Annotated in this window: 25 protein-coding genes and 1 pseudogene; 16 read left to right on the plus strand and 10 right to left on the minus strand. The window is 64.6% G+C overall.

Annotated features, from left to right (window positions below; translation table 11 throughout):
- Positions 1-19 precede the first annotated feature (19 nt).
- Complete coding sequence (gene xseA / locus LRS09_RS17775; protein WP_257808194.1) at positions 20-1,588, minus strand: exodeoxyribonuclease VII large subunit; 1,569 nt, start codon at positions 1,586-1,588, stop codon at positions 20-22.
- Positions 1,589-1,699: 111 nt separating this feature from the next.
- On the opposite strand from xseA, the gene LRS09_RS17780 reads away from it, so the two are divergent.
- Genes LRS09_RS17780 through LRS09_RS17790 form a run of 3 tightly spaced genes read left to right on the plus strand, consistent with a single transcriptional unit; the run spans position 1,700 to position 2,758 of the window.
- Positions 1,700-2,158, plus strand: coding sequence for an SRPBCC domain-containing protein (locus LRS09_RS17780; RefSeq protein WP_257808196.1), 459 nt, complete (start codon positions 1,700-1,702; stop codon positions 2,156-2,158).
- A gap of 36 nt (positions 2,159-2,194) precedes the next feature.
- On the plus strand, positions 2,195-2,440 hold the full coding sequence (locus LRS09_RS17785; RefSeq protein ID WP_257808197.1) for a type II toxin-antitoxin system ParD family antitoxin: 246 nt from the start codon (positions 2,195-2,197) through the stop codon (positions 2,438-2,440).
- Positions 2,441-2,758: a type II toxin-antitoxin system RelE/ParE family toxin gene (locus LRS09_RS17790; RefSeq protein WP_257808198.1), complete on the plus strand. Its 318-nt coding sequence runs from the start codon at positions 2,441-2,443 to the stop codon at positions 2,756-2,758. It abuts the gene before it with no gap.
- On the opposite strand, the gene LRS09_RS17795 is transcribed toward LRS09_RS17790, so the two are convergent.
- Complete coding sequence (locus LRS09_RS17795; protein ID WP_257808199.1) at positions 2,759-3,712, minus strand: LysR substrate-binding domain-containing protein; 954 nt, start codon at positions 3,710-3,712, stop codon at positions 2,759-2,761.
- A 177-nt stretch (positions 3,713-3,889) separates the two neighbouring features.
- Between LRS09_RS17795 and LRS09_RS17800 the strand changes: the two are divergent.
- Positions 3,890-4,063, plus strand: a pseudogene (locus LRS09_RS17800) (DUF1127 domain-containing protein); the annotation flags it as partial.
- 226 nt (positions 4,064-4,289) lie between these two features.
- Here LRS09_RS17800 and LRS09_RS17805 read toward each other — a convergent pair.
- Positions 4,290-5,198 (minus strand): DUF937 domain-containing protein, encoded by a 909-nt coding sequence (locus tag LRS09_RS17805; RefSeq protein ID WP_257808200.1) that lies wholly within the window; start codon positions 5,196-5,198, stop codon positions 4,290-4,292.
- Between the two features lie 302 nt (positions 5,199-5,500).
- Between LRS09_RS17805 and LRS09_RS17810 the strand changes: the two genes are divergently transcribed.
- Positions 5,501-6,508: a sensor domain-containing diguanylate cyclase gene (locus LRS09_RS17810; RefSeq protein ID WP_257808201.1), complete on the plus strand. Its 1,008-nt coding sequence runs from the start codon at positions 5,501-5,503 to the stop codon at positions 6,506-6,508.
- Between the two features lie 77 nt (positions 6,509-6,585).
- On the opposite strand, the gene LRS09_RS17815 is transcribed toward LRS09_RS17810, so the two are convergent.
- Positions 6,586-7,959 carry a glutamate--cysteine ligase gene (locus LRS09_RS17815; RefSeq protein WP_257808202.1) on the minus strand — a complete coding sequence of 458 codons (1,374 nt, stop codon included), beginning with the start codon at positions 7,957-7,959 and terminating at the stop codon, positions 6,586-6,588.
- Between the two features lie 265 nt (positions 7,960-8,224).
- On the opposite strand from LRS09_RS17815, the gene LRS09_RS17820 reads away from it, so the two are divergent.
- Positions 8,225-9,883, plus strand: a complete 1,659-nt coding sequence (locus tag LRS09_RS17820) for a P-loop ATPase, Sll1717 family (protein ID WP_257808203.1) — start codon at positions 8,225-8,227, stop codon at positions 9,881-9,883.
- A complete protein-coding gene (locus tag LRS09_RS17825) occupies positions 9,880-10,296 on the plus strand; it encodes a hypothetical protein (RefSeq protein WP_257808204.1) in 417 nt (138 codons plus the stop codon). The genes LRS09_RS17820 and LRS09_RS17825 overlap by 4 nt, the downstream gene beginning before the upstream one ends.
- Before the next feature lies 1 nt (position 10,297).
- Here LRS09_RS17825 and LRS09_RS17830 read toward each other — a convergent pair whose 3' ends face one another.
- Positions 10,298-11,035: a 16S rRNA (uracil(1498)-N(3))-methyltransferase gene (locus LRS09_RS17830; protein ID WP_257808206.1), complete on the minus strand. Its 738-nt coding sequence runs from the start codon at positions 11,033-11,035 to the stop codon at positions 10,298-10,300.
- 41 nt (positions 11,036-11,076) lie between these two features.
- A complete protein-coding gene (locus LRS09_RS17835) occupies positions 11,077-11,718 on the minus strand; it encodes a hypothetical protein (RefSeq protein WP_257808209.1) in 642 nt (213 codons plus the stop codon).
- Positions 11,719-11,790: 72 nt separating this feature from the next.
- Here LRS09_RS17835 and LRS09_RS17840 point away from each other — a divergent pair, with 72 nt between their 5' ends.
- Both LRS09_RS17840 and LRS09_RS17845 read left to right on the plus strand, forming a co-directional pair.
- On the plus strand, positions 11,791-12,495 hold the full coding sequence (locus LRS09_RS17840; RefSeq protein WP_257808210.1) for a type 1 glutamine amidotransferase: 705 nt from the start codon (positions 11,791-11,793) through the stop codon (positions 12,493-12,495).
- Positions 12,496-12,716: 221 nt separating this feature from the next.
- A complete protein-coding gene (locus LRS09_RS17845) occupies positions 12,717-12,848 on the plus strand; it encodes a hypothetical protein (RefSeq protein ID WP_257810334.1) in 132 nt (43 codons plus the stop codon).
- On the opposite strand, the gene LRS09_RS17850 is transcribed toward LRS09_RS17845, so the two are convergent.
- The 4 genes from LRS09_RS17850 to LRS09_RS17865 are packed head-to-tail and all read right to left on the minus strand — an operon-like array spanning position 12,821 to position 16,398.
- Positions 12,821-13,606 carry a metallophosphoesterase family protein gene (locus LRS09_RS17850; protein WP_257808211.1) on the minus strand — a complete coding sequence of 262 codons (786 nt, stop codon included), beginning with the start codon at positions 13,604-13,606 and terminating at the stop codon, positions 12,821-12,823. The two genes, LRS09_RS17845 and LRS09_RS17850, sit on opposite strands and share 28 nt — an antisense overlap.
- Before the next feature lie 9 nt (positions 13,607-13,615).
- On the minus strand, positions 13,616-14,398 hold the full coding sequence (locus LRS09_RS17855; RefSeq protein ID WP_257808212.1) for a (Fe-S)-binding protein: 783 nt from the start codon (positions 14,396-14,398) through the stop codon (positions 13,616-13,618).
- 40 nt (positions 14,399-14,438) lie between these two features.
- A complete protein-coding gene (locus LRS09_RS17860; RefSeq protein ID WP_257808213.1) occupies positions 14,439-15,584 on the minus strand; it encodes an alpha-hydroxy acid oxidase in 1,146 nt (381 codons plus the stop codon).
- Between the two features lie 25 nt (positions 15,585-15,609).
- Positions 15,610-16,398, minus strand: coding sequence for an FCD domain-containing protein (locus tag LRS09_RS17865; protein ID WP_257808214.1), 789 nt, complete (start codon positions 16,396-16,398; stop codon positions 15,610-15,612).
- A gap of 146 nt (positions 16,399-16,544) precedes the next feature.
- On the opposite strand from LRS09_RS17865, the gene LRS09_RS17870 reads away from it, so the two are divergent.
- The 7 genes from LRS09_RS17870 to glcF all read left to right on the plus strand — a co-directional run bounded on the left by LRS09_RS17870 (position 16,545) and on the right by glcF (position 22,143).
- Positions 16,545-18,038, plus strand: coding sequence for an FAD-linked oxidase C-terminal domain-containing protein (locus LRS09_RS17870; protein WP_257808215.1), 1,494 nt, complete (start codon positions 16,545-16,547; stop codon positions 18,036-18,038).
- A 62-nt stretch (positions 18,039-18,100) separates the two neighbouring features.
- On the plus strand, positions 18,101-18,352 hold the full coding sequence (locus tag LRS09_RS17875) for an AbrB/MazE/SpoVT family DNA-binding domain-containing protein (protein WP_257808216.1): 252 nt from the start codon (positions 18,101-18,103) through the stop codon (positions 18,350-18,352).
- Positions 18,349-18,756: a type II toxin-antitoxin system VapC family toxin gene (locus LRS09_RS17880; protein WP_257808217.1), complete on the plus strand. Its 408-nt coding sequence runs from the start codon at positions 18,349-18,351 to the stop codon at positions 18,754-18,756. The genes LRS09_RS17875 and LRS09_RS17880 overlap by 4 nt, the downstream gene beginning before the upstream one ends.
- Entirely contained in the window at positions 18,753-19,967 is a 1,215-nt protein-coding gene (locus LRS09_RS17885) for an FAD-binding protein (protein ID WP_257808219.1), read from the plus strand. The genes LRS09_RS17880 and LRS09_RS17885 overlap by 4 nt, the downstream gene beginning before the upstream one ends.
- 40 nt (positions 19,968-20,007) lie before the next feature.
- Complete coding sequence (locus LRS09_RS17890) at positions 20,008-20,388, plus strand: DUF4870 domain-containing protein (RefSeq protein WP_257808220.1); 381 nt, start codon at positions 20,008-20,010, stop codon at positions 20,386-20,388.
- A 50-nt stretch (positions 20,389-20,438) separates the two neighbouring features.
- On the plus strand, positions 20,439-20,666 hold the full coding sequence (locus tag LRS09_RS17895) for a DUF433 domain-containing protein (protein WP_257808221.1): 228 nt from the start codon (positions 20,439-20,441) through the stop codon (positions 20,664-20,666).
- Between the two features lie 157 nt (positions 20,667-20,823).
- A complete protein-coding gene (glcF, locus tag LRS09_RS17900) occupies positions 20,824-22,143 on the plus strand; it encodes a glycolate oxidase subunit GlcF (protein ID WP_257808222.1) in 1,320 nt (439 codons plus the stop codon).
- Positions 22,144-22,171: the final 28 nt, after the last annotated feature.

The following is a 22,171-nucleotide window of genomic DNA, read 5'->3' on the forward strand; positions in this document are numbered from 1 at the left end:
GCTTGCTGCGGGCGACTGCTCAGAACAGGTCGCCCTGTCCGCTGGGCGGCTTTGCCGTGCCCGATTTCGGCCGTTGGCGTGGCGCCTCGCCGCCGGCCGAGCCGTCACCGGCCACCGCGCTCCTCGTCCCGTCGGCAAACCGCAGCGCAAGGCGCATGCCGTCGGAGATCTCCGCCGCCCGCTTGGCAAGCGTGCCGTCCTCGTGTTCGACCAGTGCAAAGCCGCGGTCGAGGACCGATTTCACCGACAGCGAATCCACCAGCCGTGTCGCCTGCGCCAGACGCTTGCGGCGCTCGGCGAGGAGGGCGTCGACCACCCGCGGCAGGCGCAGGGCCGCGCGCTCCAGCCCGCGGCGGGCCTCGGCGTTTCGGCGGGCGAAAGGTTCGATGGTCAGCCGCGCCGCCGCCGTTTGCAGCCGCAGCCTGCGCCGCTCGAAGTAGGCGTCGGCGCATCTCGGCAATTGCGCCGCGTTGCGCGCGAGATGCCGGCGCGCTTCCGCGATGCCGCGCTCCAGCGTCGCGGGCGAGAGCCGGATCGCGGAAAGCCGCGCCCTTCGCCGTTCGGCCGCCGCCACGGCGGCGCGGTCGAGCCGTCCTGCGATGTCGTCGAAGCGCCGGCGCGGCAGGGCGAAGAGCTGGTCCGGCGAGGGCAGGGCGCGCGCCGCGCTGCGCACCGCCTGCCGCTGCCGGTCGAGATGCCGCGACGTGCAGGTCCTGAGCCGCGCGCCGAGCGAGGTGAGCGTCGCCTCCAGCTCGACCTTCACCGGCACCGCCATTTCGGCCGCGCCCGTCGGCGTCGGCGCGCGCACGTCCGCCGCGAGGTCGATCAGCGTCCAGTCGGTTTCGTGGCCTACCGCCGAGATCACCGGGATGTCCGAGGCTGCCACCGCGCGCACAACCGCTTCGTCGTTGAAGCCCCACAGATCCTCGAGACTGCCGCCACCGCGTGCGACGATAATCACGTCCGGCCGGGCGATATCGCCATCCTCCGGCAGGGCATTGAAGCCCGCCACCGCGTTTGCCACCTCCGCGCCGGTCGTCTCTCCCTGGACGCGCACCGGCCACACCACCACATGCAACGGAAAGCGGTCCGAGATGCGGTGGATGATGTCGCGGATCACCGCCCCCGTCGGCGACGTCACCACGCCGATCACGCGCGGCAGGTAGGGCAGCAATTGCTTGCGGCCGGCGTCGAACAGGCCCTCGGCCTGCAGCCGGCGCTTGCGTTCCTCCAGAAGCGCCATCAGCGCGCCGGCGCCCGCCGGCTCCAGGTTGTCGATGACGATCTGGTATTTCGACGATCCGGGATAGGTGGTCAGCTTGCCGGTGGCGATCACCTCCATGCCCTCTTCGGGCCGGAACTTCAGCTTGCCGAACGTGCCTTTCCAGATCACCGCCTCGATGCGCGACCGGTCGTCCTTCAGCGAGAAATAGGCGTGGCCGGAGGAGTGCGGGCCGCGATAGCCCGAGATTTCGCCGCGCACCCGCACATTGCCGAACGCGTCCTCGACCGTGCGCTTGAGCGCGATCGAGATCTCGCTGACAGAATATTCGTGCGCGTTGGTCGGGGAATCGATGGTCTCATCCATGGCCGACACTGATCGGCAAACCTGTCGCTCCAGTCAAGAACACGAAGGGAACATGGCTTGACGCTCTGGTGGTTCCGCAGGCAGAAACGTCGCCTCGCCGGGGAGAGAAGCATGTCCGAGAAACCGAGCCTCACGCTGCGCCGCCGTCTCGCGGCCGTTCCGAAGCTGGTCTATCGCGCCTGGACCGATCCAGCGATGATCGTCATGTGGTGGGGGCCGACCGGCGCGAAGACGCTTTCCGCCGAGACAGACCCGCGCCCCGGCGGCCGCTATCACATCGTCTTCACCACGCCCGACGGCGAGACCCATGATGTTAGCGGTGAATACCGCGAGGCCGAGGAATTCACCGTGCTGTCCTTCGGCTGGATGTGGCGAACCTTGCCGGACCGCGCCTCGTTCGTGCGGCTGACCTTCGCCGATGACGGCAAGGGCGGGACGGATTTCACCATGCGTCACAGCCAGTTCTACGACGAGCCGGCGCGCGACCGCCATATCCAGGGCTGGACCGGCGCGCTGGACAAGCTGGAGGCGCTGATGGCGCGTCCGGACATCGACAATGTCAATTTTTGACATATATTCGTCGATGTCGCCAACGGGAGTTGCGCCATGAACGTTTCGGTCGGACCCAAATGGGAAGCCTTCGTCGCGGAAGCCGTCGAATCGGGCCGTTACGGCTCGGCCAGCGAGATCGTCCGCGAAGGGCTGAGGCTGGTTGAAGAGCGCGAGGCGAAGCTCGCTGCGTTGCGGCAGATGATCGAGGCCTCAATCGCCGAGGGCGGTGATTACTCAGACGAGGACATCGAACGGGAAATTAATGAGCGGGCCGAGATCTTACGCAGACAGGGCTTCTAGATGCGCCGGATCCGCTATCTTGGCGCCGCGAAACGGGACATTGCCAGGATCTTTGAATTCGTGACGCGAGAGAGTGGAAGTGCGGATATTGGGCTGCGGGTGATCTACCGCATCCGCGAAAAGTGCAGGAGGCTGGCCATGCTGCCCGGCACCTTGGGGCGCTCACGCTCAGAATTGGCTGATGACCTTCGCAGCGTCGCTTCCGGTTCGTATATTATCTTCTTTCGCTATCGGGGGAATCTGGTGGAGATCGCAAACGTGATCGAAGGGCACAGGGATTTGCCCTCTGCCATCAACGAGAAGCTCGACCCCAACTGATCACCACCCCGGCATCACCTGCCCCGGCCGCAGCCGCTTGCTGCGTACGCCGTTGAGCGCGGCGAAGTCGAAGGAATGCTCGTCCGCGGCGGGCGCGGTGATGTTGTCGAGGCTTTCGGTGATGTGGCGCGCCACCGCGTCGATCAATTCCCGCTGGCCAGTGTGGCCGCGCAGGATGCCGATCTGGCAGTCGGGCAGGGGCGCGAAGCCGTCGGCCTCGCCGAGCACCCGCATGCCGGGCCTGAGCGCGCATTCGGGCAGCACCGACACGGCGAGCCCCGACAGAACGCTGGCGATCACCACCGTCGCCGACCATGACGTGAACAGCACGCGGTATTCGCGGCCGGAGCGCTGCAGCGTCTCGGTCGCCGAGCGTCGCCACTGGCAGGTCGGCCGCCCGACCGCCAGCGGCACGACCGGCTCCTCATGCACGGCATGGCTGGCTGACGTCACCCACAGCAGCGGCTCGCGCCGCACGATCTCCGTGACGTTGACGTCGTCGCATTGCGTCACCAGCGCAAGGTCGAGCTGGCCCCGGCGCACCAGTTCGGCGAGATTGAGCGTCGGCTCGCAGATGACCGACATCTCGATGCGCGGATTCGATCGTGCAAAGCGGCCCATGATCTCGGGCAGGAAGCGGTCGGCATAGTCGTCCGGCGTGCCGATGCGCACCTGGCCTTCGAGCTGGGATTCGTCGAAGGCGGCGAGCGTCTCGCGGCTCAGCCGCAAGAGCCGCCTCGCATAGCTCAATAGCCGCTCGCCCTCCTCGGTCAGCTTGTTGGTGCGCCCGTCCTTCTCGAACAGCGGCTTGCCGATCCGCTCCTCCAGCCGCCGCATCTGCATGGAGACGGCCGACTGCGTGCGGAACACCGTGTCGGCCGCCTTGGTGAAGCTGCCGGTGTCTGAAATGGCGATGAAGGTCTGGAGCTGGTCGAGATCGAGGGGCGCGTTCATTGCATCTCTCATCAATCATTGTGATGATTAGGATCAGAAACATTCGTTAGACTAATCGATCTCCGCCTGTCAAATATGGCACGTCCACCAAGAGGGCGCAATTGATCGCCGCCGGAACGCTGCCCGCTGTGTGCCGGCGCGGCGGCCTGCGCCCGGACGTCACGAAGGAGAGATACGATGACGACGCTTGACCGCACCACGTTCCCGCTGACCGGCACCACGCGCCCGGCCGTGGCCGTGCGCGTGATCAACGCCGTCGCCAACCTCCTGCGCGCCTGGAAAAACCGCCGCGAGGTCTACCGCCTTGGCGCCATGACCGATTGGGAGCTGGCCGACATCGGCCTAACCCGCGGTGACCTGCATGTCGCGTGGCGCGAGCCGTTCGGCGTCGATCCGACCACCACGCTGGGAAGCCTCGCCGAAGCGCGCGCCGACAGGCGATGCGCGACGCCACGGAGCGTGCCGCGCGCCAAGTCTGCTGATTTTCGCTTACGCAGGCGCTCCCGTTCACACCCGGCTCCCCGCCGGTCGCCTGCCACTGCCCGGTCCCCTCCCAAGGGACCGGGCTTTTTCGTTCCTAGCGAAGCCTGTCCATTCCTTTCAGATACTGATCGAAGATCGACTCCATCCCCTTCTGGTATTCGTCGCGCTGTTTGGAGCCGCTCTCGAACATGTCGCCGAAGAGGTCGTCATAGGGATTGCGCGCGCGGCCGCTCGGGTTGGTCCGCTGCCGGGGCTGGGGTTCGGGGGCGGGCTCGGCCTTGCGCTGTCCGCCGCGCATCATCTCTTCGAAGATGCGGCCGAGCGGATTGTCGGCCATCGGGTCGGTCTGCCGCTGCCGGCCCTGGTTCCCGGGCTGCGGCGCGCTGCCCGCGGCCCCGCCGAGCATGTCCTTAAGGATCTTGCCGAACGGATTGTCGAACGGATCCATCGGGTTGGGCTGAGGTGTCGGCGCCTGGCGCTGCTGCGGCTGGCCCATCATGCCGCCACCCTGCTTCATCATCTGGTCGATGATCTCGCCAAGGATGTTGCCGCTGGCGCCAAATCCGCCTGCCTGAGCCTGCTGCGGCTGGCCTGTCGTCTGCCTGAACAGGCCGCCCATCATCATCGACGCCATTGCCGGCAGCATCTGCTTCAGGATTTCCTGCTGGATACCGGTCGCTTGGGCCGCCTGCGCGGCCACAGCCCGGGACAGTTCCTTCGAGCCGAACAGGTGACCGAGGATGCCGTTCCCCTCTGCCATGCCGGCGGGCGAGAAGGCGTTCGCCGCGTCGTCGTAATATTTCGCGTGGTTTCCGCTCGCCAGCGCCTGCAGGAAATTCGACACGCCGTAGGGGTCCGACGTGTTGCGCTTCAGCCCCTGACTGAAGGCAGGCGTTAGCGCCTCCATGGCGAGCGCGGCCTGCTGCTGCGACAGGTTGAACTGCCGCGCCATGAGTTCGACCGCGCGGCCGTTCTGCGCCATCATTTCGTAGAGCGGTAGCATCGTGGTCTCCTTGCATGCCTGTCGTTGCCCAAAACGTAATCGGGATTGCACGGTGCTGGAAGGGGTGATGACGAGGGACTTTCCCAACGAGGGGACCGTTGTATTGTATCCAGGTCTTTGCATTTCCGCCGCGCCTGCTAACCTCCGATTCACCAAAGGTGCAGAACCCGGTCGGCTCGAGTGGCCGGATAACCTCTTCTCCTTAGGTATCGTCTAGACGTAGGGGCGGCGTTAGCTCGCTGAAACCGGTTGGTGCTGCCTGATGCGAAAGTGCCGAACCGAAAGCGCATCGGAGAGCCAGCATGCCCTTACTGCGACCGATCGACCGAAACCCGTCGTCCGAACGACTCGAGGCGCATTGCCGCGGGTCAGCGTCGGCAGAGCCCGCCGCCGGCGCGGTGGCCACCGAACTTGCGACGCTTTACGCGGCGCTGGACAACATCGAGAGTGGCGTCATTCTGCTCGACCATGAATTGCGGGCGCAATTCATCAACACGGCCTGCCACAGGATGTTCAATTCTCCTCCGCAATTCGTTGCCGGCAAGCCGCTCTTCTCCGAGATGCTCGAATTTGCCCGGCGGAGCAAAGCCTATGCGATATCGTCGGAGGAACTCGCCAAATATGTATCAGAGCGCCTCGCCTGGGTCGCCTCGGGCAGCCAGACCCCGATCGACCAGCGCCTGAGCAGCGGGAGGGTCATCCGGTGCCAGTGCGCCGTGCTCCCCGCGGGCGGACGCATGCTGACTTACAGCGACATCACCGATATCGTCCATCATGCGGAGGAGCTCGAGCGGCTTGCGACGACCGATGGGATGACAGGCATCTACAACCGGCGTCATTTCATGACATTGGCCGACATCGAATGGAGAAGGTCGCGGCGCTACCGCAGGCCGCTGTCGTTCCTGATGATCGACATCGACTACTTCAAGTCGATCAACGATCGTTTTGGGCACCAGGTCGGCGATCAGATGATCGTGCATCTCACCAAGGTTGCGTCGGTCTGCAAGCGCGATTCGGACGTGCTCGCACGCATCGGCGGCGAAGAATTTGGGCTTCTGCTGCCGGAGACCGATCTTGCGCAGTCCCAGTTGGTCGCCGAACGCCTGCGCCGCGAAGTTGCCGAGAACCCGCTGGTCGCCGAGAGCGACCGGATATCGACCACGATCAGCATCGGTGTGGCCACCCGCGACGATACGATGGCCGGGACCTCGGATCTCATGAAGATGGCCGACCGGGCATTGTACGAGGCGAAGAACGGTGGTCGCAACCGAGTCGTCTGCGCCATCGGCACGGGACGCGCTTCCCCATAACGGTACTTGCCGTGGCCTCGTCGCTGCCCCAGTTTGGCAGTCAGGCTGGTTGAGTGGCGGACGTCACCGGCCTTCGCTCAGTAGGCATATTCCATGAACACAGGCTCGATCGAACCACCCCAGCGCGTGTGGTAGGCGTTGACCATCTCGTGCGCGCTCGTCGTGCCGCGCGCCACCACCTCGTCCAGCGTCGACAGGAAGCTCGTCTCGTCATAGCCGTCGCGGTTCTTGCGGCCGCGGTTTGTGAGACCCAGCCGCGAGATGGCGATAACCTCGCGCGCCACCTCCATCAGCGAGCGGTTGCGGAACATGGTCGCCAGCGCCTGTTCCGGCACCGCGTTGCGCATCGCAAGCACCTCCTCGAAGGTCCAGTCGCGAGTCAGTTCCTCGGCCGCGGCCAGCGCTTCGGCGTCGTAGAGCAGGCCGACCCAGAAGGCCGGCAGCGCGCAGATGCGCCGCCACGGGCCGCCGTCGGCGCCGCGCATCTCGAGGAAACGCTTCAGCCTGACATCAGGGAACAGCGTCGACAGATGGTTCGCCCAATCGCCCATGGTCGGCATCGCGTCCGGCACTTCGTTGCGCGCCTTGCCGGTCATGAACTCGCGGAAGGTCATGTGGGTCATGTCGATGTAGTGGCCTTCGCGGATGACGAAATACATCGGCACGTCGAGCGCCCAGTCGACATAGTCGGCGAAGCCGAAATCGGGCGAGAAGCAGAAGTCGAGCAGGCCGGAGCGCTGGTTGTCGGTATCGCGCCAGATGTCGCCGCGCCAGCTCTGCATCCCGTTCGGCCGCCCGTCGGTGAAGGGCGAGTTGGCGAACAGCGCCGTCGCCAGCGGCTGGAGCTTCAGCGACACCTGCATCTTGCGCCGCATGTCCGCCTCGCTCTCGAAGTCGAGGTTCACCTGGATCGTGCAGGTGCGGTACATCATGTCGAGGCCCTTGGTCCCGACCTTCGGCATGTAGCGCGTCATGATCTCGTAGCGAGACTTAGGCATCTTCGGCGTTTCGGCAAGCGTCCATTTCGGGCTGCCGCCGAGGCCGAGGAAGCGGATGCCGAGCGGTTCGGCGATCTCGCGCAGCTGCGCCAGGTGCGCATTGCCCTCGCGGCAGGTCTGGTGGATCGTTTCCAGCGGCGCGCCGCTGAGTTCGAACTGGCCGCCAGGCTCGAGCGAGATCGCGCCCTGTCCGGTCGGCTCGACCAGGCCGATGATGTTGCCCGCGTCGATGATCGGCTCCCAGCCGAGCTTGTCCTTCATCCCGTCGAGCAGCGCCTTGATGCCGCGCGGGCCGGCATAGGGCACCGGCGCGTTGCCGTCGACATAGAACGGGAATTTCTCATGCTCGGTGCCGATGCGCCACTTGTCGCGCGGCTTGTTGCCGGCGGCCAGATAGCCGACGAGTTCGTCCGTGCTTTCGATCGGGCTGAAATCCGTCGTGTCGCGCGCCATGGTGTCGCCCCCGGTAGTCTTTTGCGCGCGAGCATTGGCCGCAAACCCCCATCTTCGGCAAGCAAAATGTTCTGAGCCAGCCGTCAACGAAACTTGATGGCTTGGGGGCGCGGCCCTACCGCCAATCCCCGATCGTCGCTTGTATCACCGCCATCGCCGCCACCGCGGCGGTGTCGGCCAGTCATCTTTGGAAGATAAGCAACTAATAGTTGAAATATTGATCAAAGTTTGCAATCTGAGGACGCATATCCTCGGAGGCAGAAAAATGGCAAGCTCGATTCGCAGCGACCAGCCCCTTGGGTCAGTCAATTTCCAGCACGACCAAGGCCCCCGATCGCTATCGCTGGTCGATGTTCACGAGCCGTTTCTCTCGGCGCTCCAGACGGAACCGCGTCTGATCTCTGGCAGGAAGGGCAGCGGCAAGAGCACTGTCCTCTACGCTCTTCGCCATTACGATGAACTGCGACCTCGCATCCGATTAATAAGGCCAGAAGGTAATGTCCGGCAGGAACTGGAACGAGCAAGTCGCCATGTGATCGTTATTGCGACCCATCGCGAGTTCGAGCCGATCGTCGAGAGCGTCTATCGCAGAGCTTACGAACAGCAGATAGCCGCTGATGGGTTCCGGACGACCGAGACGCTGAGAGACGAATGGGAGGACAGGCTCTGGTATCAGATCATCTCATATTTCTATTCGCTTCACATCGCCGACCCGCATAGGCGGGCAGAGGAGCAGTTCAAGCATGTGATTGCCTATTGCGATCGGAACTTCCGGAAACGCTACATCGAGCAGAATTATCTTGAGATATCGGACAGCCTGGATTCGAAGGAGATTGCCGAGAAGATAGCTGTCAACGCACGGCGGGAGGTGATGGACCATCTCTCAAATGGACATCGGAAGTGCTTCTTGCTGATCGATTCACTGGAAGAATATCCGATCCACAACGAAAAATGGCTCGATGTCGTGAAAGGCTTCCTTCCCGCCATTGAAGCCATGCAGGCGAAATACAGCCCTCAGATCAACATAATGGCGACCATACCGGAAGAGATAGAATATATCTTTCGTGAACAACCCGGAAGTGAACCAGGTAAGAATTTCTCATCTGTCCATCGCATACGATGGAAGGCGAGAGATCTTAAGAGAATAGTCGCTCTCCGATTCATCGAGCTGATCAAGGAGATTGTGAACGAGGACTCTCTTCTTCATACATATTATGTGCGATACGAGACCAATGTCTTTGAGAAGATACTAAATAGACATGGCAATACAGACCTAACAAGCCATCGCGCCGTCGACGCGTTCTTGGCCGAACTCTTACCTGGAGAAGTAACCAATAGGATCGGGATCAGCGAGCAACTGTGGCCTTACATCATACGACATACTCATATATGCCCCAGGCACCTACTTCTGATCTTGAACGAAGCAATCATCTCTTCAGGGGACTACTGGAGGAGGTTCGGCAGACTCAACGAAGAATCTATCCGCCATGGGGTCTCGAGTGCCGAAAAGGTCATCTGCCCGAATGTATGTGTTCCCTATCAGTCGATCTATCCCGAGATACTCAATCTTGTGAGAATATTTTGTGAGCAGCTGCCATCGTTTTTTGATTTCAGGCAGTTGAGCAAGATGGCGAACGTTCTTGGCAAGCAGTTGATCAACCCCATCACCGACCGGCAGATTGGCAGCGACGGTGCGTGCAGACTATTGTTCAACATGGGCGTCATTGGGCGTGTGGAGAAACCGACCCAGAAGAACGTAATGAGGTATGAAGACACCAGGTATTTTTACACCAAGGAAGGAGTTCCGGAAATTAGCGATCGTTTCGACTATTGCCTGCATCCCGCATTTTCCGGGCTGTATGAAGCCCGTGATCGAAACAGAAACGACCACCGTCTCAGCTATCCGGAAGGAGTCGAGTTATGAAACGAATCGACATTTCCGAGGTCGCGTCCCTGGTCGGATCGCTGCTCATTCTTATCGGAAGCTTCTACACCGCCTATAGGTTGGGCGACCCCTACGCGGTTCGGCGAGGCGGTGCGCTTTTGGTCATCTATTCGCTCCTCTTCGCTTTTCGTGCCCACGTCCTCGACGAAGAGAGAGAGGCACTGGAGCGTACAGCAAACGGAGTTCCGGTGCCCGTGTTCGCGCCGCCGAAGGTGAAGTTCGAGGTCGAGGTAGACGAGGATTTTCGGCATATGCGCCGCTCGAGAGTGATGCTCACGCTCTCTCGCCTCTTCCGCGTCCACCTCATCATGGCTGGAGTCGGAGAAGTGCTGCATGGATTCGGCGATTTGATCTACATCCAACTGTTTGGCGAGATCGTAACATCACACTAACTTACCGCCAGTCGCCGATGGAAGCCTGTATCACTGCCATCGCCGCCACCGCGGCGGTGTCCGCTCGGAGGATGCGGGGGCCGAGCGGGATCGAGGTGACGTAGGGCAGGGCGCGCAGCTGCTGGCGTTCCTCCTCGGAGAACCCGCCTTCCGGGCCGATCAGCAGGCCGAGCTTGTTTTCGGGCACGGCCTGTAGCGCGGGCATCGGGTTGTTGGTCTCCGCGCCCTCGTCGCAGAAGATCAGCCGCCGTCCCGGCTCCCATTCCCAGATAAGCCGTTCGAGCTTCACGACCTCGTGCACCTCGGGAATCGCGAGGATGCCGCACTGCTCGGCAGCCTCCACAACATTGGCACGGATGCGGTCGATGCCGATGTTCGACATCTGCGTGTGCTGGGTCAGCACCGGCTGCAGCACGCCGGCCCCCATCTCGACCGCCTTCTGCACCATGTAGTCGAGCCGCCCCTGCTTGAGCGGCGCGAAGCAGTAGATGAGGTCGGGCAGGGCCGGCTGCGGCCTGACCTGCGTCATCAGCGACAGCCGCACCTTCTTGCGGTTCACCTCGACGAGGCTCGCCAGCCATTCGCCATCGACGCCGTTGAAGACGAGAAGCTGCGTGCCGGCATGCATGCGCAGCACGTTGAGGAGATAGTGGGCCTGTTGCGGATCGGGCTCGATCTCGCCATTCGCCTGCATGGCCTGCGGCACGAAGAGCCGCTGCATTCTGTAATTCGCTCGCATCGCCGGCAGCCATGCGGCAGGCTTGCGGCGAGTTCAAGGCATTATCCGGCGGAGGGATGCCAGACCGGTGCATAGCCCTGCGTCAGGGCCCGCACCGTGCTTCCCGGCGTCAGGAGCACGGCGTCGGCAGCCGGTTCGGAGGCGGGCAGCCAGCGTTGAAACGACCATTCCAGCCAGCCGGCGTCCGATTTCCCGTAAGCCTGTCCGTTGGCTGCAACCATTGCACCCGCAGGAAGTGCGGAGAGGCTGGAACCTGGGATACCCCCGTCCCGGTCGTGCCCCTGTCTGCTCGCCCATCTCTCCTTATACAGCACCGCGTCCATCTCGGGCGCGGTGATCGTCTCTCGCCCTTGTCCCGCCGCGAAGCATCTCGCGAATTCGGTCGCGCGATCGCGCCGGCAGTAGAAGCAGGGCCGGTGTCCGGCGGCAAGCGCTGTCGCCTCGTCGAGGAAGAACAGCTCCGTCCAGCCCGCGCCGCCCGTGGGCGAGTTCCTGCCCATCACCTCGCGCCTGCGGCCGCGAAAGTCGCATTCGCATAGGATCCACGCCCTAGTCGTCCAGCGGCGCTTGAGCAGCGTCTTCGTCGCGGGATCGTGGATCACCCCGCGGTTGCCGGTGAACATGCCGCGCGCCGGCACGGCATGGATCTCGCCGAACGGATCGACCCTGTTCTGCAACGGCATCCGCTCCTCCTTCCCGCCGGCGATACTCCATGATACCGCTCGGGCCTGTCCTGCCCACCCGGAAGCCGCGCGATGAAGGTGCTCGTCGTCGAGAATTATGACAATACCGGCCTCGGCCAGATGGCCACCGCGCTGGCGGAGGCGGGCGCTGAGATCACGCTGGTGCGCGCGCATCGCGGCGACGAACTGCCGGCCGGCGCGGACGGTCATGATGCGATCATCGTGCTCGGCGGCGGCCAGAACGCGCTCGCCGACGAGGAGTATCCCTATCTTCCGGCGCTCGCCGCGCTGATGCGGTCCTTTGCCGATTCGGGCCGGTCCGCGCTTGGCATCTGTCTCGGTAGCCAGATCCTGGCGCGCGCCTACGACGCCGAGAACCTGATCGGCGCGGCACCGGAGTTCGGCTGGCAGGAGGTGGCACTGACGCCCGAGGGGCGCGAAGATCCCGTCCTTTCCGCCGCGCCCGAGGTGTTTCCGATCTTCCAGTGGCACGACGACACATTTGTCCTGCCACGCGGCGCGACGCGCCTCGCCGGCAACGACGCGGCGCACAACCAGGCGTTCCGGGTCGGCCGGGCCGGCTACGGCGTCCAGTTCCACTTCGAGGCCGACCGGAAACTGGTCGAAGAGTGGCACGTGGCCTTTCCCGAGACAATCGCTAAGAAGCGCGCCGGCTGGATGGACATCTATCCCGCCGAGGCGGCAAGCTGTGGTCCCACCGCGGATGCGGCCGGCCTCGCGATCGCCCGCGCCTGGGTCTCGACCATCCGCTCCTGAGCTGCCGGCGTTGCCGGATTGCCCACGTACGGAAACTATCCCCAGCTGTGTGAGACAGCTCCTTTTCATTCGCGTTGGAGACGGATAGAGCCACGCCCGCGCTCGGCGCCGCCGGGTCGCCGGATCATGGCGGAACATTGTTACCGGTCGGGCGTTTTTGTGAAACCAAACGGTAACGTAGAACAGATAAATACTTCAGGACCGAAATCGAGATGACTCCCGTGAAAGCAGCTCTCCTGTCCGTCCTGATGCTGTCCGGCATTGCGCTGTGGGGCGCAGGCATCTACGCCGCCGATGCGGCGGGCGATCACGCCCCGGTGGACGGCTACGGCGTCGTCCAGGCTTCGCGCTGACCGTTAGCGCTCATCTGCAGAATCCGCTTCCGCGTTCCCTCTACCGACAGGGCAGTCAGCACGCCCGTGGAGAACGCCGCGGTGTCCACGTTCACCCTGTTCGGCAGGATCTCCGGCACGCTTGACGGGGTATGGCCGTGCACCACGACTTTTTCGTGCAGCAGCGGCGAATCGAGAAATGCGCTGCGGATCCAGATCAGGTCTTCCGGGTTCTGACGCGCCAGCGGCACGCCGGGCCTGATTCCCGCATGGCAGAAGAAGAAGTCGCCGAAGGCGACGCTGCGCGGCAGCTTGGCGAGGAACTCGAGATGCTCGCGCGGCATCGCCGCCCTGAGCCTGGTGGCCGCCTCCCACGCCAGCGCCTGCGACGAGAAATCGGCCTCGACGCCGTAGGAGAGCGCCGTCTGCCGGCCGCCGTGCCGCGCGAACAGGCTCTCGGCGTTCGGATCGGCGAGAAAGTCCACCAGCCCCGCATCGTGATTGCCGGCCAAGGCGATGTATCGCGCGTCGGTGTGAATCGCGCGAATCAGGAAGTCGATCACGCCCTTCGAGTCGGGCCCCCGGTCGATGTAGTCGCCAACATGGACGACGCGCCAGTCGCCCGGCGGGTTGTCGTCGATCTCCGCCCGGATGGCCTCATGCATCGCCTCCAGCAGGTCGAGCCGTCCGTGCACGTCGCCGATCGCATAGATGCGCAGGCCGGCGGGACCGGCGGCGTCGGTCAGGTGGATGCCTTCCGTTCCGATGCGCTCAGTCATCGCCCGCCCTCATCGCGAACCTCCGATCGGCGGCTCGCCAGTCATTCCGGCAAGCACTTCCGCCACATGCCGCGTCTCTATGGCGGAACCTTGCCGCCTGAGCCGGCCGGCCATGTTCATCAGGCAGCCGAGGTCTCCCGCAAGCAGCAGATCCGCGCCAGAGGCCCCGATCGCCTCCGTCTTCCTTGTCGCAATCGCGTTCGATACGCCTGAGGGCCGGGCGCAGAACGCGCCGCCGAGGCCGCAGCAGAGATCCGCCTCCGGCAGGTCGTGCAGCCGCAGCCCCTCCACCTGGCCGAGCAGGGCGCGCGGCTGGCCGCGGATGCCGAGCTCGCGCAGACCTGCGCAGGAATCGTGATAGGTCGCGATGGCCTCGAGGCGCGCCTCGACGGACGACAGTCCCCTGACGTCGCTCAGGAAGGACACCAACTCGTGCACCTTGGCGGAGAAGGCCGCTACGCGTCCTTCCCAGTCCGGATCTCCCTTGAACAGGGCCGGATAGTCTTTCTTCAGCATGCCGGCGCAGGAACCAGACGGCGCGACGACATAGTCGAACTCCTCGAAGGCCTCGATCGTCGCCTCGGCGATGGCGCGCGCGTCCTTGCGGTCCCCTGCGTTGTGGGCAGGCTGGCCGCAGCACGTCTGTGTCCTCGGAATCTCGACCGTGCAACCGGCCGCCTCGATCAGCTTCGCCGCGGCGAAGCCCACGACCGGGCGGAACAGGTCCACGAGGCAGGTCACGAACAGGCCGACGCGCGGCTTTCCGGTCTCGTCTTCGATGCTCGGACTCATTACCCGCCTGTTCGCTCCGGCGAGATCGTCCGTGCCGGTGTCAGCCCGGCCTGCGGGCCAGCCAGTCCTTGCCCGCGAGCCTGATGTCGCGTTTGCCGCACAGCGCCATCGTCGTGTCGAGCTCCTTGCGGATGATCTCCAGCGCCGTCGTTACACCCAGCTCGCCCATTGCGCCAAGTCCGTAGAGGAACGGCCGGCCGATGAATGTGCCCTTCGCGCCGAGACACAGTGCCTTGAGCACGTCCTGGCCCGAGCGGATGCCGCCGTCGAAAAGCACCTCGATCCTGTCGCCGACCGCGTCTGCGATCTCCTCCAGCTTCGAGATCGACGAATCGGCGCCGTCGAGCTGCCGGCCGCCGTGATTCGAGACGATGATCGCGTCTGCGCCCGACTGGGCCGCCATCTCGGCGTCTTCGCGGTCGAGGATGCCCTTGAGGATCAGCTTGCCGCCCCACTGCTTCTTGATCCACTCGACATCCGCCCAGGAGAGCTGGGGATCGAACTGCTCCGCAGTCCAGGACGACAGCGACGACAGGTCGGTGACGCTCTTGGCATGGCCGACGATGTTGCGGAACGTGCGGCGCTGCGTGCCGAGCATGCGCAGGCACCAGCCGGGGTGGGTCGCCATCTGCCAGACATGCTTCGGCGTGAAGCGGGGCGGCGCCGACAGGCCGTTGCGCAGGTCGTTGTGGCGCTGGCCGAGGATCTGCAGGTCGAGCGTCAGCACGAGCGCTGAGCATTTCGCCGCCTTGGCCCGTTGGATCAGGTTGAGGACGAAGTCCTTGTCGCGCATGACGTAGAGCTGGAACCAGAACGGCTTCGTCGTCACCGACGCTACGTCCTCGATCGAACAGATGCTCATCGTCGACAACGTGAACGGCACGCCGAACTTCTCGGCGGCCCGCGCCGCCAGCATCTCGCCGTCCGCATGCTGCATGCCGGTGAGGCCTGTCGGGGCGAGCGCCACCGGCATCGACACCTTTTCGCCGATCATGGTCGATTCGAGGTTTCGATTGGTCATGTCGACCAGCACGCGCTGGCGCAGCTTGATCTTGGCGAAGTCCTCCTCGTTGGCGCGGTAGGTGCTTTGGGTCCACGAGCCCGAATCCGCATAGTCGAAGAACATCTTCGGCACGCGCCGCCTGGCGAGTTTCTTGAGGTCGTTGATCTCGAGGATGGGTGCCATGGACAATGCCCGTCTGGTTATGAAGTCAGGATCTGCGGTCGGCGCTGCGCGCCCGCTGCAGGAGCCGCAGCCGCGAAATGCGCTGCCATTCTCCCGTCCGCTCGGCGGCGTCAACCGCCTCCGCGACGAAACCGATATGCGCCTCCGCAGCCTGCCGCGCCGCTGCCGGATCGCCGGAAACCACCGCGCCGTGAATCGCCTTGTGCTGGGAAAGCAGTTTCTCGCGCATGCCCGGCAGCGTGTAGATCAGCGAGCGGTTGAAGAAAACGCCGTCGGCCAGCAGCCTGTAGCAGGAGCGCAGCGTGTGCAGCAGGATGATGTTGTGCGCGCACTCGCCGATCGCATTGTGGAACTCGACGTCGATCTCGGCATCCGTGCTGAAGTCCTCGTCGGCGTTCGCGGCTTCCATCCTCGCCATGATGTTGTCGAGCATGGCCCGGTCTTCCGCCGTCGCCCGCCGCGCCGCATAGTCCGCCGCCATGCCCTCTATGTCACGGCGGTATTCGAGATAGTCGGCTGTCGCCTTGCGGTGCGAGGCGATCAGCTCGATCATCGGCGCGGTGAACACCTGGCCGACGATGTCGGCGACGTAGGTGCCGCCGCCGGGCCGAGTCGTGATGAGCCCGCGCTCTTCCAGTGATTTCAGCGCGATGCGCAGGATCGGCCGCGATACATCGAACTGCCCCGCGAGATCGCGCTCGCCCGGCAGCCGGTCGCCGACCCGCAGCACCCCTTCGAGGATGAGCGATTCGATCTGCTGCACGACCTCGTCGGCCGTGCGCAGGTGCTCGATGCGGGAAAAGACGTCGTTCAAGGCCGTGTCTCGACAGTCAGCCGCCCACTCCTAGCGGAACGAGCGATAACTGGTCAACTTTATTGTCCACTTGTTGTGTTGCGCCCTTCGGTCGGCTATTGGTTCGGGAGCGACGAACCGTGCGAAATGGGAAGGAGGCGTCGGCGATGTCGGTTGTAATGCCTGCTCCCGATCCGGGAACGATGCGCCGCCGCGACGAGATCGTGGCGGATATGCGCCTCATCGTGCCCGGCGAGGGGGTCGTCGACCAGCCGACGGGCATGCGCGTCTTCGAGAGCGACGGTCTCACAGCCTATCGCCAGCTTCCCCTCGTGGTGGTGCTGCCGGAGACGACAGCGCAGGTCTCGCGCATCCTCAAATATTGCCACGACCGCAACATCCGCGTCGTGCCGCGCGGCTCCGGCACCTCGCTGTCGGGCGGCGCGCTGCCGCTCGAGGACGCGGTGCTGCTTGTCATGAGCCGCTTCAACCGCATCCTCGACATCGACTTCGCCAACCGGGCGGTCGTCGCGCAGCCGGGCGTCACGAATCTCGGCATCACCACGGCCGTGCAGGACCAAGGCTTCTACTACGCGCCCGACCCGTCCTCGCAGATCGCCTGCTCGATCGGCGGCAACGTCGCGGAGAACTCCGGCGGCGTGCACTGTCTCAAATACGGCCTCACCGCCAACAATGTGCTCGGCATCGAGATGGTGCTGATGGACGGCGAGGTGGTGCGCCTTGGCGGCAAGCATCTCGACTCGGAGGGCTATGATCTGCTCGGCGTCATGACCGGCTCGGAAGGTCTGCTCGGCGTCGTCACCGAGGTAACGGTGCGTATTCTCAAGAAGCCGGAGGCGGCGCGCGCGCTGCTCATCGGCTTCCCGTCCTCGGAGGAGGCCGGCCAGTGCGTCGCCGACATCATCGGGACCGGCATTATCCCCGGCGGCATGGAGATGATGGACCGCCCCGCGATCCACGCGGCAGAGGATTTCGTCCATGCCGGCTATCCGCTCGATGTGGAAGCGCTGCTGATCGTCGAGCTCGACGGACCGGGCCCCGAGATCGACCATCTGATCGGCGAGGTGGAGGCGATCGCGCTTCGCAACGGCTCGACCGAGTGCCGCATCTCGGCGTCGGAGGCCGAGCGCCTGTCCTTCTGGGCCGGCCGCAAGGCGGCGTTCCCGGCCGTCGGCCGCATCTCGCCCGATTACTACTGCATGGACGGCACCATCCCGCGCAAGGAACTGCCAAATGTCCTAGCCGGCATGCGCGAGATGTCAGAGCGCTACGGCCTCGGCGTCGCCAACGTCTTCCACGCCGGCGACGGCAACCTGCATCCGCTCATCCTCTACGATGCGAACATTCCGGGAGAACTGGAGAAGGTGGAGAATTTCGGCTCCGACATCCTGCGCCTCTGCGTCGCCGTCGGCGGGGTCCTCACCGGCGAGCACGGCGTTGGCGTCGAGAAGCGCGACCTGATGCCGGAGATGTTCACCGAGATCGACCTCGACCAGCAGATGCGCGTCAAATGCGCCTTCGACCCGAAGCACCTTCTCAACCCAGGAAAAGTCTTCCCGCAACTGCGCCGCTGCGCCGAGCTGGGCCGCATGCACGTACATCGCGGCCAGATGCCGTTTCCGGACATCCCGAGGTTCTAGGATTGGAAGTAAGGCAATAGTGCCTTACATTGGATGTCGAGGGCCGAATTGGAAACACAACGATGACCACACTCACTGTCACGGCCAAGGGCCAGGTGACGCTGAAGAAGGAACTGCTGCAGCATCTCGGCGTGAAGCCCGGCCAGAAGATCGAGGTCGATGCCTTGCCTGACGGACAACTTACGATGAAGGCCGCACCACGAAAGGGAAGCTGGGAGGAAATCTACGGCATGCTCGCTGGCAAGACCGACAAGGTCGCGACGATCGAAGAGATGAACGAGGCGATTCGAAAGGGCTGGGCCGGCGAGAGATGAGGATCACTGCTGATACCAATATTCTGGTGCGCGTGATCGTCCTCGACGACCTTGCCCAGGCGCGGACGGCTTTGGACATCCTCGTAAAGGCTGATACGGTTTTCCTCCCGGTGCCGTGCCTCTGCGAATTCGCCTGGGTTCTCGAACGGACCTATGGGCTTTCGCGGCAACACATTGCCGCGTCTTTGCGTCAGATTATCCAGCGCGGGAATGTGGAAACAGATGCCCAGGCAGTCGATGCGGGACTTCGTGTTCTGGACGCCGGTGGTGACTTTGCGGATGGCGTGATCGCCTCGGTCGGCGCCCAATCGGGTGCTGATAAGTTTGTTTCCTTCGACCGCAAGGCGGTTGCCCGCGTCAAGGCTGCCGGCCTGTTCGCAGAACTCGCTACTATCAAGACATGACCACCTTCACCCCCACCACCGCCGCCGAGGTTCTCGATGCTGTCCGCTGGGCCGTGGGCGAGGAGCAGCCGCTGGAGATCGTCGGCCGCGGCACAAAGCGCGGCATTGGCCGGCCGGCGCAGACCGAGCATGCGGTCGACCTGTCGCGGCTGACCGGCGTGACGCTCTACGAGCCGGAGGAACTGGTGCTCTCTGCCCGCGCCGGCACGCCGCTGGCGGAGGTCGAGGCGCTTCTCGCCGCGCGCGGCCAGGAATTCGCCTTCGAGCCGATGGATTACGCGCCACTGCTCACCGGGAAGGCCTCTTCAAACGGCAAGTCCGGCACCGTCGGCGGCGCGCTCGCCGCCAATCTCTCCGGACCGCGCCGGCTGAAGGCGGGTGCGGCGCGCGACCATATCCTCGGCACCCACGCCGTCTCCGGCCGCGGCGAGGCGTTCAAGGCGGGCGGCCGCGTGGTGAAGAACGTCACCGGCTACGACCTCTCCAAGGCGATGGCGGGCTCATGGGGCACGCTGGCAGTAGTCACCGATCTTACCTTCAAGGTCCTGCCGCGCGCCGAGACCGAGACTACGGTCGTCCTGCGCCGGCTGGACGACGAGAAGGCGGTTGCGGCGATGGCGGCAGCCATGGGCTCGAGCGCAGAAGTGTCCGGCGCCGCCCACCTGCCCGAACTGGTCGCCGCGCGCGTCGCCGGCGGCATGCTCGGTTCCGATCCGGCGACCCTGCTGCGCGTCGACGGTTTCGGCCCCTCGGTCGCCTACCGTGTCATCATGCTTTCGGAACTCTTCGGCGGCCATGTCGAGACCGTCGATGCGGAGCGCTCGCGCGCGCTGTGGGCCGGCATCCGCGACGTGGCTCCCTTCGCCGATGGTGCGGACCGCCCGGTCTGGCGCATATCGCTCGCGCCGTCCGAGGGCTGGAAGCTGGTCGCGGCACTTCGCATGCAGGCGGCTGTTGATGCCTTCTACGACTGGCAGGGCGGGCTGGTCTGGCTGCGCCTGGAGGACGATCCTGAGGCCGAGCTGGTGCGCCGGTTGGTCCGCAGGCTTGGCGGCGGTCACGCGACGCTGGTCCGCGCTGCCGCCCCGATCCGCGCCGCCGTCCCGGTCTTCGAGCCGCAGCCAGGCCCGCTCGGAGCGCTTTCCGCGCGTGTGAAGTCCGAGTTCGACCCGAAGGGCATCCTCAATCCCGGCCGGATGGCGACCGTATGAACTTCTGGTAGAATATGACGCCGAAACGAGGGGAACCGAGATGACCGACACGAATCCGCCGCCCGCCGCACCGCGCGAGACCGACCAGTGGCTTGAACCCGGCAAGACCAACGTCCAGATCGTCTACTTCCTCTACATCGCCGGCATGTTCATCCCGATCCTGCCGCTGGTCGGGCTGATCATGGCCTATATCAACCGCGGCAAGGCCGGTGGCTGGGTCGACACGCACTACACCTATCTGATCCGCACCTTCTGGATCGGCCTGCTTTACGGCGCCATCGCGGTGATCCTGATGATGCTGCTGATCGGCTTCCTGCTCCTCGTCGCAGTGGCCGTCTGGATTATCGTGCGCTGCATCGTCGGTCTGCAGGCCGCGGGCAGGGGCGAGCCTGTGAAGAATCCGGAGAGCTGGCTGATCTGAAGCCGCGCGCCGCGCTTTCCGCGGGCGGCGCGCTACAGATGGAGGATGCGATGAAGATTTCCGATGTCCTGAGTTCCGACCCGGAAATCGTTTCGGGAGCCGTCGTGTTCAAAGGCAGACGGGTGCCGGTCGCGGGCCTGTTCGAATATCTGCGGGCGCGCGATACGCTCGACGAATTCCTGCTCGATTTCCCGACGGTGGAGCGAGAGCAAGTCGAGGCAGTCATCCAGTTGGCTGGCGAGGACGTCGAGCAGCTTATCCTGAAGCATGCCGCGTGATAGCTCAGTTCGATGGATCCGTGTCTGCACGGCTGGCGAAATCGCTCAACGCTGTGTGTGTCCGCACCTCGCGCTTTCCGAACGAATGGAAGGAGACGCGAAGCTCGGCGAAACGATCATCATCGCGCAAGATGGCACGGTATCTAAGGCATAATTCATGCAAACCACCTTTTCCCTCGCGCAGCTCGCCGATCCGCATGTGGCGGAGGCCGAAAAGATCCTGCGTAAATGCGTCCATTGCGGGTTCTGCACGGCGACGTGCCCGACCTATGTGACGCTGGGCAACGAGCTCGATTCGCCGCGCGGGCGCATCTATCTCATCAAGGACATGCTGGAGAACGGCCGTCCGGCCGACGAGGAGATCGTCACCCATGTCGACCGCTGCCTGTCCTGCCTGTCCTGCATGACGACCTGCCCGTCGGGCGTGCACTACATGCATCTCGTCGACCATGCGCGGGCGCATATCGAGCAGACCTACCACCGCCCCTTCATCGACCGCACGATCCGCGCCGTGCTGGCGCAGGTGCTGCCGTACCCGGGGCGCTTCCGCGCCGCGCTGAGGCTCGCCGCCTTCGGCCGCCCCTTCGCCGGCCTGTTCGGTCGCGTGAAGGCGCTGAAGCCGCTCGCCGCCATGCTCACGATGGCGCCACGCGCCGTGCCCCCCACCTCCACCGTCTCGAAGCCCGCCACTCACGGCGCGAATGCGCCGAAGCGCGGCCGGGTCGCGCTGCTTACCGGCTGCGCCCAGTCGGTGCTCGATCCGGCGATCAACGAGGCGACCGTGCGCCTGCTCACCCGCCTCGGCGTCGAGGTAGTCGTGCCGGAAGGCGAGGGCTGCTGCGGCGCGCTCGTCCACCACATGGGTCGCGAGGAGGCAGCCCTTGCCGCGGCACGCGGCAATGTGGACTCCTGGACGCGTGAGATCGAGCGCGGGGGGCTCGATGCGATCGTCATCACCGCGTCCGGCTGCGGCACCACGATCAAGGACTACGGCTTCATGCTGCGCCTCGATCCGGCCTATGCCGGCAAGGCCGCGCGCGTGTCGGCGCTCGCGAAGGACGTCACCGAATATCTCGCGGCACTCGACCTGCCTGAGCCGTCGCTGGCGACCGGCCTGTCCGTTGCCTACCACTCCGCCTGCTCGATGCAGCACGGCCAGAAGATCACCCGCCAGCCGAAGGACCTGTTGAAGCGCGCCGGCTTCGACGTGCGGGAACCGAAGGAAGGGCATCTGTGCTGCGGCTCGGCCGGCACCTACAACATCCTCCAGCCCGACATCGCGGCGAGGCTGCGCTCCCGCAAGGTCTCGAACATCGAAGCGACGGGTGCGGCGCTCGTCGCCACCGGCAACATCGGCTGCATGACCCAGATCGGCGGCGGCACGTCGCTGCCCGTCGTCCACACCGTCGAGCTGCTCGACTGGGCTTGGGGCGGGCCGCGGCCGGAGGGCATTGCCGTTCTGTCAGATCACGGCTGAATTTGGGGATCCGATGTCAGATATTGCG

Source organism: Mesorhizobium sp. J428, from assembly GCF_024699925.1.
GTDB lineage: Bacteria > Pseudomonadota > Alphaproteobacteria > Rhizobiales > Rhizobiaceae > Mesorhizobium_A.

Coding starts and splice junctions, on each gene's coding strand:
- glcF (WP_257808222.1), top strand. CDS start 20,824: ATGCAAACCACCTTTTCCCTCGCGCAGCTCGCCGATCCGCATGTGGCG.
- LRS09_RS17835 (WP_257808209.1), bottom strand. CDS start 11,718: ATGCCGTTGCAGAACAGGGTCGATCCGTTCGGCGAGATCCATGCCGTG.
- LRS09_RS17780 (WP_257808196.1), top strand. CDS start 1,700: ATGTCCGAGAAACCGAGCCTCACGCTGCGCCGCCGTCTCGCGGCCGTT.
- LRS09_RS17785 (WP_257808197.1), top strand. CDS start 2,195: ATGAACGTTTCGGTCGGACCCAAATGGGAAGCCTTCGTCGCGGAAGCC.
- LRS09_RS17890 (WP_257808220.1), top strand. CDS start 20,008: ATGACCGACACGAATCCGCCGCCCGCCGCACCGCGCGAGACCGACCAG.
- LRS09_RS17860 (WP_257808213.1), bottom strand. CDS start 15,584: ATGGCACCCATCCTCGAGATCAACGACCTCAAGAAACTCGCCAGGCGG.
- LRS09_RS17790 (WP_257808198.1), top strand. CDS start 2,441: ATGCGCCGGATCCGCTATCTTGGCGCCGCGAAACGGGACATTGCCAGG.
- LRS09_RS17855 (WP_257808212.1), bottom strand. CDS start 14,398: ATGAGTCCGAGCATCGAAGACGAGACCGGAAAGCCGCGCGTCGGCCTG.
- LRS09_RS17825 (WP_257808204.1), top strand. CDS start 9,880: ATGAAACGAATCGACATTTCCGAGGTCGCGTCCCTGGTCGGATCGCTG.
- LRS09_RS17820 (WP_257808203.1), top strand. CDS start 8,225: ATGGCAAGCTCGATTCGCAGCGACCAGCCCCTTGGGTCAGTCAATTTC.
- LRS09_RS17830 (WP_257808206.1), bottom strand. CDS start 11,035: ATGCGAGCGAATTACAGAATGCAGCGGCTCTTCGTGCCGCAGGCCATG.
- LRS09_RS17885 (WP_257808219.1), top strand. CDS start 18,753: ATGACCACCTTCACCCCCACCACCGCCGCCGAGGTTCTCGATGCTGTC.
- LRS09_RS17840 (WP_257808210.1), top strand. CDS start 11,791: ATGAAGGTGCTCGTCGTCGAGAATTATGACAATACCGGCCTCGGCCAG.
- LRS09_RS17870 (WP_257808215.1), top strand. CDS start 16,545: ATGTCGGTTGTAATGCCTGCTCCCGATCCGGGAACGATGCGCCGCCGC.
- LRS09_RS17810 (WP_257808201.1), top strand. CDS start 5,501: ATGCCCTTACTGCGACCGATCGACCGAAACCCGTCGTCCGAACGACTC.
- LRS09_RS17815 (WP_257808202.1), bottom strand. CDS start 7,959: ATGGCGCGCGACACGACGGATTTCAGCCCGATCGAAAGCACGGACGAA.
- LRS09_RS17895 (WP_257808221.1), top strand. CDS start 20,439: ATGAAGATTTCCGATGTCCTGAGTTCCGACCCGGAAATCGTTTCGGGA.
- xseA (WP_257808194.1), bottom strand. CDS start 1,588: ATGGATGAGACCATCGATTCCCCGACCAACGCGCACGAATATTCTGTC.
- LRS09_RS17875 (WP_257808216.1), top strand. CDS start 18,101: ATGACCACACTCACTGTCACGGCCAAGGGCCAGGTGACGCTGAAGAAG.
- LRS09_RS17795 (WP_257808199.1), bottom strand. CDS start 3,712: ATGAACGCGCCCCTCGATCTCGACCAGCTCCAGACCTTCATCGCCATT.
- LRS09_RS17850 (WP_257808211.1), bottom strand. CDS start 13,606: ATGACTGAGCGCATCGGAACGGAAGGCATCCACCTGACCGACGCCGCC.
- LRS09_RS17805 (WP_257808200.1), bottom strand. CDS start 5,198: ATGCTACCGCTCTACGAAATGATGGCGCAGAACGGCCGCGCGGTCGAA.
- LRS09_RS17880 (WP_257808217.1), top strand. CDS start 18,349: ATGAGGATCACTGCTGATACCAATATTCTGGTGCGCGTGATCGTCCTC.